General features: G+C 45.0%; 17 protein-coding genes and 1 pseudogene. 5 read left to right on the top strand and 13 right to left on the bottom strand.

Annotated features, from left to right (window positions below; genetic code table 11):
- The 10 genes and pseudogenes from DA100_RS05100 to DA100_RS05060 all read right to left on the bottom strand — a co-directional run.
- Nucleotides 1-348: pseudogene (locus DA100_RS05100) on the bottom strand (GTP cyclohydrolase); the annotation flags it as partial.
- A 170-nt stretch (nucleotides 349-518) separates the two neighbouring features.
- Entirely contained in the window at nucleotides 519-686 is a 168-nt protein-coding gene (locus DA100_RS20855; protein WP_171052144.1) for a hypothetical protein, read from the bottom strand.
- 279 nt (nucleotides 687-965) lie between these two features.
- Nucleotides 966-1439 (bottom strand): DUF2947 domain-containing protein, encoded by a 474-nt coding sequence (locus DA100_RS05095; protein ID WP_138971192.1) that lies wholly within the window; start codon nucleotides 1437-1439, stop codon nucleotides 966-968.
- Nucleotides 1440-1458: 19 nt separating this feature from the next.
- A complete protein-coding gene (locus tag DA100_RS05090) occupies nucleotides 1459-2052 on the bottom strand; it encodes an HD domain-containing protein (protein ID WP_138971191.1) in 594 nt (197 codons plus the stop codon).
- The gene (gene rimJ, locus DA100_RS05085) at nucleotides 2049-2627 is read right to left on the bottom strand and encodes a ribosomal protein S5-alanine N-acetyltransferase (RefSeq protein WP_138971190.1); all 579 of its coding nucleotides are present in this window, start codon (nucleotides 2625-2627) and stop codon (nucleotides 2049-2051) included. The genes DA100_RS05090 and rimJ overlap by 4 nt, the downstream gene beginning before the upstream one ends.
- Entirely contained in the window at nucleotides 2628-4172 is a 1545-nt protein-coding gene (tyrR, locus tag DA100_RS05080; RefSeq protein ID WP_138971189.1) for a transcriptional regulator TyrR, read from the bottom strand.
- A 100-nt stretch (nucleotides 4173-4272) separates the two neighbouring features.
- Nucleotides 4273-5322 carry a TIGR01620 family protein gene (locus tag DA100_RS05075; protein WP_138971188.1) on the bottom strand — a complete coding sequence of 350 codons (1050 nt, stop codon included), beginning with the start codon at nucleotides 5320-5322 and terminating at the stop codon, nucleotides 4273-4275.
- Nucleotides 5319-6695: a YcjX family protein gene (locus tag DA100_RS05070; protein WP_138971187.1), complete on the bottom strand. Its 1377-nt coding sequence runs from the start codon at nucleotides 6693-6695 to the stop codon at nucleotides 5319-5321. The genes DA100_RS05075 and DA100_RS05070 overlap by 4 nt, the downstream gene beginning before the upstream one ends.
- 119 nt (nucleotides 6696-6814) lie before the next feature.
- Entirely contained in the window at nucleotides 6815-7000 is a 186-nt protein-coding gene (locus tag DA100_RS05065) for a hypothetical protein (protein ID WP_138971186.1), read from the bottom strand.
- Between the two features lie 126 nt (nucleotides 7001-7126).
- Complete coding sequence (locus tag DA100_RS05060) at nucleotides 7127-8650, bottom strand: fumarate hydratase (protein ID WP_138971185.1); 1524 nt, start codon at nucleotides 8648-8650, stop codon at nucleotides 7127-7129.
- A 168-nt stretch (nucleotides 8651-8818) separates the two neighbouring features.
- Here DA100_RS05060 and pabB point away from each other — a divergent pair, with 168 nt between their 5' ends.
- A complete protein-coding gene (pabB, locus tag DA100_RS05055) occupies nucleotides 8819-10186 on the top strand; it encodes an aminodeoxychorismate synthase component I (RefSeq protein WP_138971184.1) in 1368 nt (455 codons plus the stop codon).
- A 12-nt stretch (nucleotides 10187-10198) separates the two neighbouring features.
- Here pabB and DA100_RS05050 read toward each other — a convergent pair whose 3' ends face one another.
- Entirely contained in the window at nucleotides 10199-11908 is a 1710-nt protein-coding gene (locus DA100_RS05050) for an ATP-binding protein (protein ID WP_138971183.1), read from the bottom strand.
- Complete coding sequence (locus DA100_RS05045; protein WP_138971182.1) at nucleotides 11895-12443, bottom strand: heme NO-binding domain-containing protein; 549 nt, start codon at nucleotides 12441-12443, stop codon at nucleotides 11895-11897. Before DA100_RS05045 ends, DA100_RS05050 begins: the two co-directional genes overlap by 14 nt.
- An 84-nt stretch (nucleotides 12444-12527) precedes the next feature.
- Between DA100_RS05045 and DA100_RS05040 the strand changes: the two genes are divergently transcribed.
- The 3 genes from DA100_RS05040 (at nucleotide 12528) to DA100_RS05030 (ending at nucleotide 16136) form a co-directional block, all read left to right on the top strand.
- On the top strand, nucleotides 12528-13136 hold the full coding sequence (locus DA100_RS05040; RefSeq protein ID WP_138971181.1) for a CoA pyrophosphatase: 609 nt from the start codon (nucleotides 12528-12530) through the stop codon (nucleotides 13134-13136).
- A gap of 289 nt (nucleotides 13137-13425) precedes the next feature.
- Entirely contained in the window at nucleotides 13426-14679 is a 1254-nt protein-coding gene (locus DA100_RS05035; protein WP_138971180.1) for an aromatic amino acid transport family protein, read from the top strand.
- A gap of 95 nt (nucleotides 14680-14774) precedes the next feature.
- Nucleotides 14775-16136, top strand: a complete 1362-nt coding sequence (locus DA100_RS05030) for an L-serine ammonia-lyase (RefSeq protein ID WP_138971179.1) — start codon at nucleotides 14775-14777, stop codon at nucleotides 16134-16136.
- A 62-nt stretch (nucleotides 16137-16198) separates the two neighbouring features.
- On the opposite strand, the gene queD is transcribed toward DA100_RS05030, so the two are convergent.
- Nucleotides 16199-16561 carry a 6-carboxytetrahydropterin synthase QueD gene (queD, locus tag DA100_RS05025; protein ID WP_171052143.1) on the bottom strand — a complete coding sequence of 121 codons (363 nt, stop codon included), beginning with the start codon at nucleotides 16559-16561 and terminating at the stop codon, nucleotides 16199-16201.
- Between the two features lie 289 nt (nucleotides 16562-16850).
- Between queD and DA100_RS05020 the strand changes: the two genes are divergently transcribed.
- On the top strand, nucleotides 16851-18464 hold the full coding sequence (locus tag DA100_RS05020) for a methyl-accepting chemotaxis protein (RefSeq protein ID WP_138971178.1): 1614 nt from the start codon (nucleotides 16851-16853) through the stop codon (nucleotides 18462-18464).
- The last annotated feature ends 33 nt before the right edge of the window (nucleotides 18465-18497 follow it).

Below are 18497 nucleotides of genomic sequence, written 5' to 3'. Positions count from 1 at the left end.
ACCAATACCGCGACCTTCTTGTCTTAAGTAAAGGATAATACCGCCAGATTCCGCCATGCGATTAATCGTCTCATCAAGTTGCTCGCCGCAATCGCAGCGGGATGAATGGAATACATCGCCTGTAAGACATTCAGAATGCATGCGAACCAGCGGGGTTTGCTGAGTTTGATCGGCATGTTTAAAAATGACCGCAACATGCTCTTTTTCGGTTTTCAATCCATGGAAAGAAAGAAGTTCTGCATCGATACTGCTGTTAGCACCGACTTTGAATTCAACTCTGGCTCTTACTTCCGCCATATTTTTACTCACTTGGGTTTCTTGATATTTTAATTCTGTCGCTGCATTCATTGATAATGCTCCACTTGATGATAACTATGGGGACTCTTACTCTAGAATTCAACGATTAGATCACAATTGTTATAATATAACACTTGATATTTATGGCAATAAAAAACCTCGACGATCAGAAATCGCGAGGTTATCAATATTCAATGATATGACTACAGGGGCAGAGGTGTTTAATCTTGTTGGTTCTTCCACACAGAAAGTTCAATCCAACATGCTTCTAACTCTCGCACCTCTTCATCTGTCAGCAGCGACAAGGTCGGCTTGGATTGCGGAAGCGCGTAAGCTTGAATTGCACTTATATGAGCATAAAAATCTTCGCGTAATTTAGATATGTTCATGGCCACTGCTTTTCCCTAAGACTCTATGGTTTGTAGAAACTACACATTGAATTAATTTGTCTAAAAAATGATACCAAAATACCAAATCCACGCAAAATATAGGTTCATTTTTGGGATGAAAATCACATCATTTCATTGATCAAACTCTTTACTTTTCCGGCACTTATTGGATCCAGCAATGATCTTTTAAAACAGCTCCCCATCGGGACGATGTGTAGACCCGACTTTGAGACAGTGACACATATAGCACATAAAAAGAGCAGCCATTGGCTGCTCTTTTTATTTTCGAAATCCCATTTTGACATTGCCTTGGGTATCAAACCAAAGCGCTTCGCCACGGCGGCGGCCAATTAAAATTGGGCCATCATCGTAAAAAAGAAAATTCTTCCAATGCTTCTTAAACACCGACCATTTGGTCTCAATGATATTGTACTTCTCATAGCAAAAGTACACCGTAACGTCGTCTTGCCAGTCAATAAAAGCGTCAACTGCCGCAGGCAACGCTTCATCATCGGACTCCCAAGCAGACATCCAGTCCACCGTCTCTTTCCAGTTAGATTCTTTCATCGGCCAGTCACTAGAGCTAAAACGCTCTGAGTCAGGACTTTGAGCACTGATGTTTTCTTTCCATAACTGAGACGCTCGGGCTTGCGACATCGGTTTGATTGATTCTAAGTCAGCCTCGGGTACTGGCATAGATTGGTGAGTAAAAATCCATTTTCTTTGGTATTGGTCCAAAGTTTGGTAAGACATTAATATTCCTCTTAAAGCGTTATGCTTTTAGCCAGCCATTGAGAGTCGCATCATTAATAATTTGCTGCGCTTTTTCCCATAGAGCCTCAGAGCCGTACTCTATTTTTTGATTCACTGTTAGCGCTTGTTGTCGTGTAACACCATGCTCTTGCCAGCTTTGCCCCTGGTTATGGTAGTTCAAAAGCATTGGAATAATCCTGTCCAATGCTTTGGCAAATTTAGCATCTGCTGACGTTGCAGATTCAAATTCTAGCCACAGTTCTAGCAAAGACTGACCTTGGTCACTTGGCAGCATACCGAACAAACGTTGGGCTGCTTCAAGCTCTTTCTGCTCTTGCTGTGCCGACGCGGCAACATCATAGACAAAGGTATCACCTGCATCAATTTCTACCACATCGTGAAGAAGCAACATTTTCACCACGCGAGAAATATCTACCGGTTGATTGGCATGTTCTTCCATTAAGATCGCCATCAAAGCGACATGCCAACTGTGTTCAGCACTATTTTCTAGCCTTCCTTCCGCGCTTTTGACTCGGGTGCGTCTCAGCACGGATTTAAGCTGGTCAAGCTCCATGAGCAGAGCCAACTGTTGTTCTAATCTTGAAGCGCTCATACTTGTGTCCAATTCGGATTAACTAATGACGTTAAACAATGATCTTCCCATTGCCCATCAATGAGCAAGTAGTCTTTCGCAAAGCCTTCTTTTTGAAATCCTACCCTTTCCAATACCGCTTCACTGCGAACATTGCGCGGCATATAACTCGCCATAATGCGATGCATGTTCTGAATGTTGAACATGTAATTGACCGCTAATTTTAATCCTCGTGTCATCGCGCCTCTTCCCTGTGCACAGTGCGCTAGGGAGTAACCGACATTACACGCATGGAATGGGAACCGAGCGATATTGCTAAACGAGATTGTGCCTAACATTTCATTTGTCGAACGATCAAGGATCAGCAAATAGTAGCCCAGCCCCATTCGATGTAGCTCAGCGAGTTTGATGAGTCGCTGAGTCCATCCGGATTCATCAAAAAAGGCTTCGTCTCGCTTGGGTTCCCACGGTTTTAAATGCTCTCTGTTTGCAATAAAGTAATCTGAGATCAGTTTTCCATCCATAGGCTCTGCACTACGAACGACGATGTCCTCATCCCACTCAAAGACTTGGGTAGGGGTACTCACTCTTTCCATTTAATTTTTTCTTATTCCATATTCACGTAACTTGTTTGCCACCGAGGTGTGAGAAACATTGAGTCTCTTGGCGAGTTTACGACTAGACGGGAATGAGTGATATAAGCGTTCTAGCACCTGAGATTCGTACTCTTTCATGATCTCATCAAGTGAACCATCCAAACTCAATATCGGCCCATTTGATGTCGGAGTTTCGAGCTGAGGAAGATGGAAAAGATCCGCCGTCAAGTCGTCCGTTTCAAGCTCGGTCAAAGCGCGAAGCACCATGTTTTCAAGCTGGCGCATGTTACCTGGCCATTGATACATCACTAACTGGTCAGCCAGATCCTCTGCGATGATTGGCTTCGATATGCCTAGTTGTTTTACGTACTTAGCAACAAACAATTCAAGCAGCGGTGCAATATCGTTTGAGCGTTCCCTTAACGGTGGAATAAGTAGTGTAAGCACGTTGAGACGATAAAAAAGATCTTCACGGAATACGCCTGACTCGGCTAAATCAGCCAGTTGATGTCTGGTTGAAGCAATCACCCTAACATCGACATGAACTTCATGCTCTTCTCCGACACGTCTAAACGTGCCATCTTGTAGCAATCGCAGTAATTTGATTTGCAGATGCGGGCTCATCTCCCCAATTTCATCAAGGAAAACCGTGCCGCCATTCGCTTGCTCAAATATACCTTTATGGCCTTGCTCATGGTTGAATGAACCCGGTGCGTGACCAAATAATTCAGTTTCAGCAACATCGTCAGGCATCGAAGCACAGCTCAAAACCAAGAACGGCTTAGAAGCGCGATTTGAACGGTTATGACATGCACGAGCTAGCATCTCTTTACCGGTTCCCGTTTCACCTTGAATGAGTAGCGGTTGGTCTAGCATTGACAGCTTCTTAGCTTGGCTAATCAGCGCCTTATGTCTATTTGACACCCCGACAAAATGCTCAAACCCAAGATTATTGTGTTGTGGTAAAGAGTCATCAAATATCGCTTTTTCCTGTACGGAACGGATGATCATCACCGTACTCGCCAGCACAGACTCATTTGACTCATCACTGATATAGACAGGCATGATTTCCATCATGTAATCCAAACCACCGATGACAATATTTTCTCTCAATCGAGTTATCTTACCTTCAACCCACTTAGCGAAATTGAAGTTAGGCAACAACGAGGTGATCTGATGACCAATGATTTCCGCTTCTTCACGACTAAATAGGGTCAACGCGGCGTGGTTTGCCATATCCACATTGCCTTTTAAATCGATAGCCAATACCGGTTCTGGCAGGTTGTTAAGCAGAGAAATTAGCTCATTATTGTGGCGTTCAATTGGCATGAATTGGATTTTTCGCACGTCATTAACACCTGAGATACGGCGAATTTCAGCCATAAGCTCACTAAAGGTATCAAAGTCGATATCCGGACAGTTGAGGTAGATAATACCGCTCACATCGATTTCGATACCGCGAAGATCAATGTTTTTCGAAGCAAGAATATCGAGCAATTCACGAGTCAAACCAAGTCTGTCTTCACAAAAAACTTCTAGACGCACGTATGAGTTCCTAACTAAGGTGTCACGAAAAGTTGACAGTAGTTTCTACTAAGCCTAGATCCTCGTCAAGCAAACTGATATTACTTGCTTCACATTCGCACTATTTGATTGTAATAGCGGCGACTTTTTCAACGATTTGCTTGCGGATCGCCCCTAACCTAACTTGGCGCTCTTTGTTCCACGGTAAAGGTCTAAGTAAAGCCATCGCTTTGAGCCCCAACCTTGCGGTCAGAATGCCAACACCCAATCCTTGACCCGCTCTGGCAGAGACTCTTCCAGCGAGATCCATCGACATCAGATCCATACCTGCATCAACCGCCAGTTCACTCGCTCCAGCAGCGGCCATGTTGACCAGAGTCGCTTTGAACAATTTGAGTCTAGACCAGTAACCCAGCTCTACTCCATAAACGTCTGCGAGGTTGTCGATCATTTTGAAGTTTCGCCACGCGACAAGTAACATATCAGCAATGGCAAGTGGACTAATCGCCACCAAAGCCGCCGATTCCGTTGCATGCTGTGAGACTATCTTAGTGGCTATTTTATCTTGCTCCGCCACCACCATGGCGTCATACATTTCAAGCACTTCACTATCACTATGTGAACCATTGATGCTATTGATCCAACGGTCATAACTTGGTGACTCAGTACCAATACCTGACTGTTTCGCCACTGACTGACAAAATGCTTTCCCTTGGCCAACACTATTGGCAGCAAGCAACGCCTCACTTTGCTCTTGTACACTAAAGTGATTGCGTAGCTTACGCAGCTTATAGAGTTCGCGTCCAATAGAACCAATTCCAAACATAGCGATGGTCGCGATAAACCCTGACCACCCCAATGAGAGCCAATCTGCGCTTTGAATAGCAGTGACAACGCTATCTATCGCTTGCCACCCGACCAAGCCTGAAAATGCAGTTAACAAGCCTATCGAAAACCACTTTGAACCCTTTTGGGGTCGAATAATTTGCTCTAGATTTTGCTCTGTCCGGTCATCTTGATGTTCGACTTCAATTTCAACGGGCACAAATTTTTCTTGCGGCTCAAAGTGCTTCTGTGAGGTCAGTTCTTGTTGAATGGGGGACGACTCATCGCCAAACGTCTGGTCGAAGACGTGTTTCTGTTTTAGTTGCGTTTTATCTGACGTACTCATCTCAGCTTATCCCCAATCAAATACTCTAGTGCCTTGTCCATTCGGATATGCGGTAACGGGTCATCTCCACCCCACTCTCTCGGTCTGAATGATGTAAACTCAAACCCTTGCTTCTGCCAATAATCCGCTGCAGGAAGCTTTCTCGGTACCTCACCAGGAAACACCGTCATGGCCTCTCCATCAAGCGTCGTTCCACGAATGGCAGGGCAAGACTGTTCACCCTGACTGATATACCCCGTCTCCGTTGCCTGTATTGACGCCATCGTCATGCAGTTCATCTCTATGTTTTCATAAGAAGCGGTTTGCCATGCAGGATGCACCATTTGTTGTAATAGAGAAACAAGGTGTGGATGCTGTTCGGGTGTCACATGATCTGCTTTGGTTGCGGCAAACAATACTTTATCGATACGCGGAGCAAACAGACGCTTGAGCATGCTGCTACGACCATAACGGAAGCTATGCATGATTTGCTCTAACGCTTGGCGCATATCGTGAAAGGACTCATAACCCGCGTTAAGTGGTTGCAAACAGTCCACCAGCACAATTTGACGATCGAACGTTGAAAAGTGGTGCTTATAAAACGCCTTAACCACTTTTTGCTGATACTCCTGATAGCGAGCCTTCAACATGGCCAAGTTTGAGCCTTTCGCTACCTTGGCATTGTCATCAAAAGAACAAGGGAAAAACTGCAACACAGGCGCCCCTTCCAGTTCGCCGGGTAACACAAATCGCCCCGGTTGTACCCAGTGAAATCCTTGTTCTTTGCATGAGAAAAGAAACTCCGTATAGCTCTGAGAGATGAGAGCGAGTTCTTTTTCGTTCAGTGGCGCTGAAAGATCCAGCTTATCTAATTGCGCTAACCAAACCTCGGCCAGCTCTTTACGTCCCCCCTTTAACGCCTCAAATTGCTTTTGAGACCATTGATGAAAATTCATATCCAACAGGGGTAAATCCAGCAGCCATTCGCCCGGATAATCGATAATGTCGATATGTAACTTTGCTGTATTGCCAAACAACTTCTTGGTTTTCTTGGTTGGCTTATACTTGAGCGCCAAACGTATCTCACTGACGTCGCGCGTTGGCTCAGGCCATTGCGGTGGTAATGCAAGGACATGTTCCATCGCCTCATCATAACCAAAACGAGGAACGAGCATATTGGTTTGCGGTTCACGTTTTGCGCCAACCAAACGCTTGTCACGCGCAGCACTTAACAGAGGTAAGTTATCGTGAGTGGAAGTATGAAGAAGCTGGTTGACTAACGAACTGATAAACGCCGTTTTACCTGCTCGAGATAAACCCGTTACGGCAATACGAACATGGGAATCGACGCTTCTGCTGATTAAATCATTCACTTCTTGAGTAATATGCTTCATTCACTATCTCTTTTATACACACTGACCACTAGCTTACTGATTGTAACCTTAATCCTAGATGAACAAAAAAGCCTCTGATAAAAATCAGAGGCTTAAAGTTGTAAAACTACGGTTGAGCACTAATCGTCTTCAATCAACTTGTAAACAACAAACAGTGCGATTTCAAGCAACACAAACAAAGCACAAGTGATAGTCACATATTTTTCATCAAAGATACTGATGCCATGAAGAATGAGGTCATATCCGACGAATGCGCCGATAACCACAGCAATGATTATCTGAAGAATTTGAATAAAGCGAGGCATGTGCTCTCCTGACGTTTAGAATAAGAATAAATTAGAGTATATAGACAAAAGGTGCAGCTTTTGCTCCACCTTTGTCAAATATCTGCCAATTAAATCTGTGATTTCTCACAAACTTAACAAACGTGATTAAGATTGAGATTCCATTTCCTGAATCTTCACCTTCCACGTATCAGGGCCGATTTGGTGAGCGTTTGCACCGTTAGAGTCAACCGCGACGGTGACAGGCATATCTTCCACTTCAAACTCGTAGATCGCTTCCATACCTAAGTCTTCAAACGCGACAACACGCGCTTTCTTAATCGCTTTAGCAACCAAGTAAGCCGCACCACCAACCGCCATCAAGTAAACCGCTTTGTGTTTCTTGATTGACTCAACCGTTGCTGGACCACGCTCAGCTTTACCAATCATACCCATGATGCCCGTTTCTTCCAGCATCATGTCTGTGAACTTATCCATACGTGTCGACGTTGTCGGACCTGCTGGACCTACGGCTTCGTCACCGACCGCGTCAACTGGGCCTACGTAGTAGATAAACTTGCCTTTGAAGTCGACACCTTCTGGTAGACCTTCTCCGTTTGCAAGCATCGTTTGAATACGTTTATGCGCAGCATCACGACCAGTGAGTATCTTGCCTGAAAGCAGTACCGTTTCACCCGTTTTCCACTGTTCAACATCAGCCTGTGTCACTTCGTCGAGATTAACACGACGCGTGTTCGCTCCCGCTTCCCAAGTAATATCTGGCCACTCTTCCAATTTCGGTGGCGTCAGATCAGCAGGACCAGAACCATCTAGAGTGAAATGCACGTGACGAGTCGCCGCACAGTTAGGGATCAAACATACCGGTTTGGATGCTGCATGAGTGGGTGCTGTTTTGATTTTCACATCAACAACTGTGGTTAAGCCGCCAAGACCTTGCGCACCAATACCCAACTTGTTCACGCGGTTGAAGATATCAAGACGGAGCTCTTCTTCTGCATTTTGTGGTCCACGGTCGATAAGCTCTTGGATATCGATGTGCTCCATCAGTGATTCTTTTGCCAGCACCGCCGCTTTTTCAGCGGTACCACCGATACCGATACCAAGCATGCCCGGTGGACACCAGCCTGCCCCCATGGTTGGCAACGTTTTTTCAACCCATTCAGCAATGTCATCTGATGGGTTCAGCATAACCATCTTGGTTTTGTTTTCACTACCGCCGCCTTTTGCCGCGATTTGAATCTCAACTTTATCGCCCGGAACCATGTTGATATGAACAACCGCAGGTGTATTGTCTTTGGTGTTAATACGTTTACCCGCAGGATCCATGAGAACCGATGCACGAAGTGGGTTATCAGGGTTAGTGTAAGCCTGACGAACACCTTCATCGACCATCTGTTGTACCGTTAGATCCGTAGAGTCCCACTGCACAGCCATACCGATATTTACGAAACAAGTGACGATACCAGTATCTTGGCAGATTGGGCGATGCCCTTCCGCAGACATACGAGAGTTAATCAGAATCTGAGCAATTGCGTCTTTCGCCGCTTGGCTCTCTTCACGTTGATAGGCTTTTTCTAGGGCTTGGACAAAGTCTAATGGGTGGTAATAAGAAATGTACTGGAGCGCATCAGCTACACTGCTGATCACATCCTGTTGACGAATTACGGTCATTGCATGCCTCGTTATTTTTGTGCTTCCTTTTCTAGCCGAACACAAGCGTTTGCTTATTGATTTTATATTTACGAAACACTGGTGTAGCGACCTTTGATGCCATTATGATACTCTTGCTTTTCTCAACACGCCACGTAATCAACGATCTCTTTGTCACAAATTAAACAAATGAATAACATCAAGCCAAATCGCTTAGAAATCAAACCGATCCCTTATAAAAATGACCTAGCGGTTTCGCTGTTTAATCACATCGAATCTTTGCCTTGGGCAATGTTGCTTCGCTCACCTTCAACCACTCATGTTGATAGCCGTTTTGACATATTGGTCGCACAGCCCATCGCTACAATCATCACTACGGGCGAGAGAAGTACCATAAAAATGGCAGATAAGATCGAAATCTCCGACACCAACCCGTTTGAGCTAGTCAAACACGTTCAGGCACGCGTGTTGCCCGGTATTGAGTACGATGGTGAGCTTCCTTTTATTGGTGGGGCTCTGGGTTATTTTGCGTATGACTTGGGTCGTCGCGTCGAGCGCATGCCCGTGTTGGCGGAGCATGACCTGAAAACACTCGATATGGCGGTTGGATTATATGACTGGGCGCTGATCGTCGATCATCAACTTCAGAACGCAAGTATTGTCGGACAAAACGTTGACAAGCACTGGCAATGGTTGAACCAACACGCACCAGAAAAAAGTAACCCGTTCGCACTTGTTGGTCCTTGGTGCTCTAACATGACCAAAGCGGACTACCGTGGCAAATTTGAACAAGTTCAGGAGTACCTTCGTTCAGGAGATTGCTATCAGATCAATTTGGCACAGCGATTTACAGCACCTTATCAAGGGAGTGAGTGGCAGGCTTATCAAAAGCTTGAGCAGGTCAATCAAGGGCCTTTCTCAGCATTTATTCGTACCGAACAAGGCGCAATAATAAGTGTTTCTCCTGAGCGTTTCCTCCAAGTCAAAGCGCGTCTTATCGAGACCAAACCGATCAAAGGGACTCGCCCACGTAGCGATGACCCTATCATTGATCAGCAAGCTGCAAAAGACTTAGCCAATGCTGAAAAAGATCAAGCTGAGAATCTCATGATTGTTGACTTGCTGCGCAATGATGTCGGGCGAGTTGCCAAACCTGGCACTGTACATGTCCCTAAATTGTTCGACATTGAAAGTTTTCCCGCCGTTCACCACTTAGTGAGTACTATTCGCGCTCAACTTGATGACCAATATAGCGCCGCTGATTTACTGCGCGCGTCCTTTCCGGGAGGCTCTATCACCGGCGCACCTAAAGTCCGGGCGATGGAAATCATCGAAGAACTGGAACCTCATCGTCGTAACGCCTACTGTGGCAGCATTGGTTACATCAGTCGTCATGGACAAATGGATACCAGCATCACAATACGAACACTGGTCGCTGAACAAGGGCAATTGCATGTCTGGGCCGGTGGCGGCCTAGTCGCTGACAGTCAGTGTGATAGCGAATATCAAGAAACGCTCGACAAACTGAGCCGGATACTTCCAGTCCTGACTGAGTGATGTGGACAGATCTCATGTCCACTTTTCGAGCATCAGTTTCAAGTCTTTGGCGGTATAGGGTTTGGTTAAGATGTCATCCATCCCACACTGGATGCATTTTTCGCGCTCTTCTAACGTCGTCCCTGCCGTCAGCGCAATAATAGGCAAAGTACACTTCTGCTGACGAAGATAGGTCGTTGCTTCAAAGCCATCCATCTCAGGCATTCGGCAATCCATGAAGACGATATCGTAGTGACCGATAGCGACCGCTTTGATCGCTTCAATGCCATTCGTGGCAATATCTGGGGTAATAGACAGTTTTTTCAACATCTGATTGATGATGACTTGGTTCATACGAATATCGTCGACAACCAATATCGCTAAATTGTCGATAGATTTATTACTTAGTCCCGCCTCCTTTATCACCTCTTTATGAGGCTCGGCTTGTGTCACTTTAAGCGGGAGCTTGACTTCAAAACAACTTCCCTGCCCCAGTTCGCTAGTCAGAGAGATCTCACCCGCCATCAGATCAACAAGGTTTTTGCAAATCGCCAGTCCAAGGCCTGTCCCTTCAAAATTTCGTTTTGCCGACCTATCGACCTGAACAAAAGGGGTAAACAGCTTGTTGTGTAATTCCTTACTGATACCAACGCCGCTGTCAATAATGGCGACACACAAGCTACCCGCTTGCCATTTGGCAACTAGCTTGACCTCTCCCTGCGCGGTAAACTTAATCGCATTGCCGACAAGGTTCACCAAAATCTGTCCTATTCGTTCGAAGTCACCGATAAACGCCGCAGGCATCTCCGTTGCTCGTTCAATTTTAAATCCGACACCCTTCTCCTGAGCTTTTGGCTGGAAAATCCCGTTAATCATGTCGTGCAGATCTTGCCACGTAAACTGTGAAGGGATGAGCTCCATCATTCCGGCATTCATTTTACTGAAATCGAGAATATCGTTGATAATGTAGCGCAGCAGATCGCCTGAGTGACTGAGATTAGAAAGCAGGGTTTGCTGCTCTTCATCGAGAGGAGTGCTGGCAAGCAGTTCAGCACTGCCAAGTAAGCCATTTAGAGGGGTTCGTAGCTCATGATTTATCATCGCGACGAACTCTTTGGTTGAACGCTCAGACTCCTCTGCCCGCGCACGTGCTTCTTGATGACGGGTTACAATAATCTGGCGACTAATCGCACTACACAGTAGTTCACCAATGAGCATAATCTGGCTAGTGATAAAATCCCGGTCAATCTCAGTGCCGCTGACACGCACAGATAGCTCACCAGCAGTTTTATGATCAATTTCGATCGGCAAACACAACACATCGCCTTGCCAAACTGAGTAGGGTTTTACCTCACTAATCTCACGCGCAGACACCGGACCAAACTCAGTTCCCTCGATGGTCGAAATTAAATTGGATTCAATAAAAAGTGCAGCACGTTCAATGGCTTTCGTTGAGGATAATCGCTCTAATAGGCTGGCAATCATACCATCATCTAAGGTACGTCTAAGGAAGGCTCGCCCGTAGTGAATTAGCGCTTCATTGATCTGTTGCTCAAACTCTAATTTATCGAGGTCACTGCGCGTCTGATGTTTAAGCTGCGTCAACACTAACTCTAATTGTTGGTTGGCTTGGTATAGCTCCAAACTCTTACTTTCGAGCAACTGTTCGGCTTGTTTGCGCGCTTCTATCGCACGCTGCAGTTTACGCTCCAACGGCGAGCCACTTTGATTATGCTTGTCCAATCAGCTCCACCTTAAATCTAACTTGGCTGCCATCACTTGTAACCTTACCCATAGAGATTGCCAATTCATCATTGTAAAACTGAGCACATCCTTCAATAAGACCAAAGCAGACATGAGACATGCAACGAACACTCACATAGTCAAAAACCAATTCCGTGTTGGATTCGCTAATAAAGTCAAATCTTGGCGGGTTAGCCTCTGGGTAGAGTTTTTTAACCTCAGTATGAATGTAGTCCTCGACTAACTTAATGAATTGAAAAGACGATTTACAATCTTCTAGGCTACAATTAGAAGGTAGACTGTTATACAGGTTCCTAAAAACGGATTGTCCGAATAAACGCTGCAGTTCTTCTGGTGATATTCCTGTGCGTTTGCTGAGATGTACAATGAGTCGAACAAGTTTGCGATGATCATAGCTACCGACTGTGGTGTACACACCGCTATCTTCCGCTGCTAAAAGTAAGCTATCCAACTCATCTAAACCAAACTTTTGCTCCACAAGATCCATAAACTCAGTGAAGATAATCCCTTTCATATTTGGCGCTATCCTTGCTTGTTTGAGTATAGTAGAAAGCATGAGTCATATTTACGCCTTTTTCAAATATATGAAGGAGCTAACGTGTTGTCAGAACTAAATAAAAACCACATTATTCAACGCTTTCAGTTGTTGCAGACTGTCGATTATAACCAAGAGGCATTAAAACGAGTCGCGCACCTAAAACAGAGTCATCTTCGTAAAGCATCCGTTCTGATTGGGTTCGTTGAACGCGAGCACGGATTAAACATCATTTTTACTCGCCGAGCACGACACCTCAAACACCACCCTGGTCAAATCAGTTTTCCTGGCGGTCAATACGAGGCTTCCGATTCGAACTTAGCAGAGACAGCATTAAGAGAAACCTTTGAAGAGGTCGGTATAGATAGGAATAAAATAGAGATCTTTGGTCAAATGCCGGAACTGGTGACCATTAGTAAGTTTACGGTCACGCCTTTTTTAGCGTTTATCTCACCTGACTACGAAATCCAGATCGATGCGAATGAGGTCGACGAGCTGTTTGAAGTCCCTGCTTCGATCATTCTGGATAAAAATCACCTCCATAGTCAGAAATTTAAGGTTAACAATTTTTCACATCGTGTCTTTGGTTTGTCATATCAACACCACTTTATATGGGGAATGACCGCGCAAATCATTCACGCCATGCAGAATCATATAATGCATCAATACTAATTTACTCATACAACAACATATTCTGTTCACATTAGTTAAATTAACTATCAATAAGGCAACCGTTTTCTTGCGACAAAGATAAAACAAAATAATAACAACATTAGATTTTCTAATGTCACACATTAGCATAAATCACTAGTAGCACATCATTTTCGTGAGCAAAAACCTGTTTTTGACATATCATTACATAGCTCGCATCAATTCATGATTTAGATCTAGTTTTCCTGCAAGATTTTTATGCAAAATTGCCCCCGACTTATTTCCTGTTCCCAAAAATGAGTATCACAAAATGAATACTACAACTTCTGCGGCTTCAACCGCACAATCGTCTAGTAAGTTTACTTACAAAGACTTCACTTGGTGTCTGTCGCTTTTCGGTACTGCGGTAGGTGCTGGCGTGCTTTTCCTTCCTATTAAAGCGGGTGCTGGTGGTTTTTGGCCATTAGTTATCCTTGCTCTAATCGCGGCACCAATGACTTGGTTCGCTCATAAATCTCTAGCACGTTTTGTACTATCAGCGAAAAACCCTGAAGCTGACATTACAGACACTGTTGAAGAACATTTTGGTAAGACTGGCGCAAACCTTATTACTTTTGCTTACTTCTTCGCTATCTACCCAATCGTTCTAATTTACGGTGTTGGTATTACAAACACGGTCGATTCATTCCTAGTAAACCAAATGGGTATGGAATCCATTCCTCGTTGGTTACTATCAGGCGCACTTATCGCAGCAATGACTGCGGGTGTGGTATTTGGTAAAGAATTGATGCTAAAAGCGACTTCAGCAATGGTTTACCCACTTGTTGCAATCCTTCTTGCTCTTTCTTTTTACCTTATCCCTGATTGGAACACGTCGATGATTGAAGTAGCACCAGACTGGAGCGCAATGCCAACAGTTGTATGGCTAGCAATTCCTATCATCGTGTTCTCTTTCAACCACAGTCCTATCATTTCTCAGTTCTCTAAAGAACAACGCCTACAGTACGGTGAAGATGCAGTTAAGAAAACTGACTCTATCACTGGTGGTGCTGCGATGATGCTTATGGGCTTCGTAATGTTCTTCGTGTTCTCTGTAGTACTTTCTCTATCTCCAGAGCAGCTAGCGCTGGCTAAAGAGCAAAACATCTCTGTTCTTTCTTACCTAGCGAACGTGCATGAATCTCCACTGATTTCTTACATGGGTCCTCTAGTTGCATTTGCAGCGATTACTTCTAGCTACTTCGGTCACTTCCTAGGTGCGCATGAAGGTCTAGTTGGTCTAATCAAGTCTCGCGCTAAATCGCCTGTAAGCAAGATCGAAAAAGGTTCTCTGCTGTTCATCGTTATCACTACTTGGATCGTTGCTATCGTTAACCCGAGCATCCTAGGCATGATTGAGACAATGGGCGCTCCAATGATTGCAGCTATCTTGTTCCTAATGCCTGTATTCGCGATGCAGAAAGTTCCTGCAATGGCTAAGTACAAAACTTCTGCTCCAGTACAGATTTTCACAACAATCTGTGGTCTTGCGGCAATTAGTTCTGTAATCTACGGCGCTCTTTAATCACTAGACTGACTTTAGTCTGATTAATCCAAGAATATAACGATAATAAAAAGCCTCCCTATCCCCCTGGGAGGCTTACTTTTGAGGTAATCGATATGATTAGTGTTTTTGACATCTATAAAATCGGTGTTGGTCCTTCAAGCTCACATACCGTGGGACCAATGAAAGCGGGTAAAGAGTTTATTGATGACTTACGCTCAATGGGAAAATTGCGCGACATCACTAAAATCACCGTTGACGTTTATGGATCACTATCACTGACAGGGAAAGGTCACCACACAGATATCGCTATCATCATGGGTCTTGCTGGCAACACCCCTGAGAAAGTGGATATTGATTCTATTCCGGGCTTTATTGCACGCGTAGAAGAAACTGAGCGCCTTCCTGTTGGCATGCACTGTCATACAGTATCGTTCCCGAAAGAAGGTGGTATGAACTTCCATACGACCAACCTAGAGCTACATGAAAACGGCATGCAGATCCACGCTTGGATCGGTGACGAAAAAGTGTACTCAAAGACTTACTACTCTATCGGTGGTGGCTTCATTGTTGATGAAGAAAACTTCGGCAAAGAAGAAGAAAACCCGATTAAAACACCTTACGAATTCACAACCGCCGAAGAGCTTGTGAATCAGTGTAAAGAACACGGTTTATCTATCAGTACACTAGTGATGAAAAACCAAGCGGTTCTGCACTCAGATGAAGAGTCACGTACTTACTTCGCCAATATTTGGAAGACAATGCGTGACTGTATGGATCGCGGTATGAATACAGAAGGTATCCTACCTGGTCCACTGCGTGTGCCACGTCGTGCAGCGGCACTACGTCAACAGTTGCTGACTTCTGAAAAAACCACTAACGACCCAATGTCTGTTGTTGACTGGGTAAACATGTTTGCGTTTGCCGTTAACGAAGAAAACGCAGCAGGTGGCCGTGTTGTAACAGCGCCAACTAACGGTGCTTGTGGCATCATTCCTGCGGTACTGGCTTACTACGATAAGTTCATTCAGACTGTGACTGAAAAAGACTACATCCGTTACTTCGCGGCTTCTGGCGCAATCGGCGGTCTTTATAAGCGTAACGCTTCAATCTCAGGTGCTGAAGTAGGTTGTCAAGGCGAAGTCGGTGTTGCATGTTCAATGGCAGCAGCTGGTCTAGCCGAACTGATGGGTGGTAGCCCAGAGCAAGTTTGTATGGCAGCTGAAATCGCGATGGAACACAACCTAGGTCTAACATGTGACCCAGTAGCGGGTCAGGTTCAAGTACCATGTATTGAACGTAACGGCATCGCAGCGGTTAAAGCAATTAACTCTACGCGTATGGCGCTACGTCGCTCGTCAGCTCCAACAGTTTCTCTAGATAAAGTTATCGAAACAATGCTAGAGACAGGTAAAGACATGAATGCTAAGTACCGTGAAACATCTCAAGGTGGCTTAGCAATTAAAGTTATTTGCTAAACTTTACTGATGAACCCAAAAAAAGCGAAGTATGCTTCGCTTTTTTACTCTACATCAGGAGATTATTCACCCTTGTAAATACATCCCGCGGTGCAGGTTTCTTTTATTTCTACTTTGCTGAGAAGCGGCAGACTCGGCTTAAGCTCGTTCCAGATCCACTTTGCCAGCACCTCACTGGTCGGGTTCTCTAACCCCTCAATATCATTTAGATAGTAGTGGTCTAGTCGATCATAAATAGGCTTAAACGCAGCTTTGATTTCAGCGAAGTCGACAACCCAGCCTGTATGTGGGTCAACTTCACCTTCAACATAGAGGCGAACTAAGAAAGAGTGGCCGTGCAAGCGCCCACACTTATGCCCTTCAGGAACGTGTGGAAGGTGGTGTGCCGCTTCAAACATAAACTCTTTGTATAATTCAGTTTTCATTTTGATTCTCAGGCTTTTCGAAAGAGGCGCAATACTAAGGAATAAGTATAGTAGTGACAAGCTTTGCAGGTCAGATTGCAATAAGGAAATCGCTTGCCCGCAGAAAAAACCCTCTAGAACGTCGAAATAATGTCGCACGTCAATTGCTTGTTTACAGTCCCCTTACATCACATTTACAAAAGCCTCACAGAGAGTAAGGTCACAGTATAAAATTTACCGTCTTCCCTTCCGTCGATAGATAAGCGAGACTTTTTGAAGTCTATTCCAATTATTAATACTATTTCTGATAATGCGCATATCCATAACAAATAAATTGCTCATCACACTGGTTACGGTCTTCGGCTTAGTACTTGTTGCATCTACCACCTACCAATATTTACAGCAGCGAGAGTTAATAAACTCGGTGCTAAGTGAACAACTACACGACAAAGCAAGTAACTATTTCGACAGCCTGAACATGATGATGTTAACGGGCACAATGGCGCAAAAAGAGACTTTACGACAAAAAGCATTAGCGCAAGACGGTATTGAACAAGTTAGGGTTTTGCGCGGTGAAGTCGTCAGTAAGTTATACGGCGCTGGTCAAGAGAACCAGAAACCTGTCGATGATATCGACCAGCGTGCACTTAACGGTGAGTTGGTTATAGAACCTTTCTCTGCCGATTGGGGCAAAGGCATCGTTGTTGCCTTACCAATGAAAGCAAGCGAAAACTATCGCGGCACGAACTGTGTTGCCTGTCATATAGCGCCAGAAGGCGAAGTCCTAGGTGCAATTCGTCTCGAATACAACCTCTCTCATGTTAACGACCTCATTAAGGACCGAGCGCTGATCGCTCTAGCCATCATGTCTGCATTCGGTTTTGTTGGCTTTCTGATCACTCTGGGTCTCATCCGTAAAATCATCGTTAGACCGATTCAGAAAACCTCCGGCTTTATGCAAAGCCTTAGCGAAACCAAAGATCTCTCTCAGCGTCTTGATAGTAAGCAAAATGACGAGATCGGCCAGCTATCTGGTGCGATTAACTCTTTTATGGACACCGTCAACGATAGCCTAGTTCAGGTTCAATCCACGTCGCATAAAGTCGCAAGTAGCGCATCTGAACTGACCCAAGTTGCTCAAGTGACAGACAGTGCAGCGACCAATCAGCAAACTGAAACCGCTGAGGTGCAATACAACATTGAACAGATGCAGTCTCAGCAGGTTCAGGTTGAACAAGCGACCGAAAACGCCTCATCGTTGATCAAGCACACCACGCGTATCGCGGAGCAAAGTGCAGAGAAAGCACATAGTGCCAGCCATGAGATCAAGGGACTAGTGACCGATATCGAGCAAGTCAAAGATAGCATTGTCGAACTCAACAACCAGACTGCTGAGGTATCTAGCATTCTCGAAGTCATTAAAGGTGTCGCGGAACAAACCAATTTGTTGGCACTTAATGCCGCTATCGAAGCCGCTCGAGCGGGCGAACAAGGTCGTGGTTTCGCAGTGGTTGCTGAGGAAGTTCGTAATCTAGCAAGTCGCACCGCTGAAGCGACCAGCAGTATCGAAGCAATCATTTCTCAGTTCCAGCAAGACAGTGAGGCCTCGCTGGCTTCCGTCGACACGGTCTGTGGAACCGCTCACGAACGTTCAACAGAGATTGAAGCATTGTCCCAAGCTATGTCTGAAGTCGTTCAAGAGATGAAACAAGCTCTCGCTCATGCCAATAGCATCCAACAACAATCCAGCAATACGGCAGAACTGAGCCACCAAGTCCAAAACAAAGTACAAGTCATTACCCGACATGCCAATCAAACATCAGAGTCTGCGGCTAAGACCCACGATATCAGTATGAATCTTGAGCAACTTTCTGAACATCTTGAGACTCTACTCGATCAATTCACACTTTCTGGCAAGAAATAGGCGAATAATGGGATTTTTTGTTCGACTAAGTGA

The sequence above is a fragment of the Vibrio sp. Hep-1b-8 genome, from assembly GCF_006124995.1.
Lineage (GTDB): Bacteria > Pseudomonadota > Gammaproteobacteria > Enterobacterales > Vibrionaceae > Vibrio.
The sequence above is the reverse complement of the archived record's forward strand: the minus strand, read 5'-3'. Positions and strand labels throughout refer to the sequence as shown.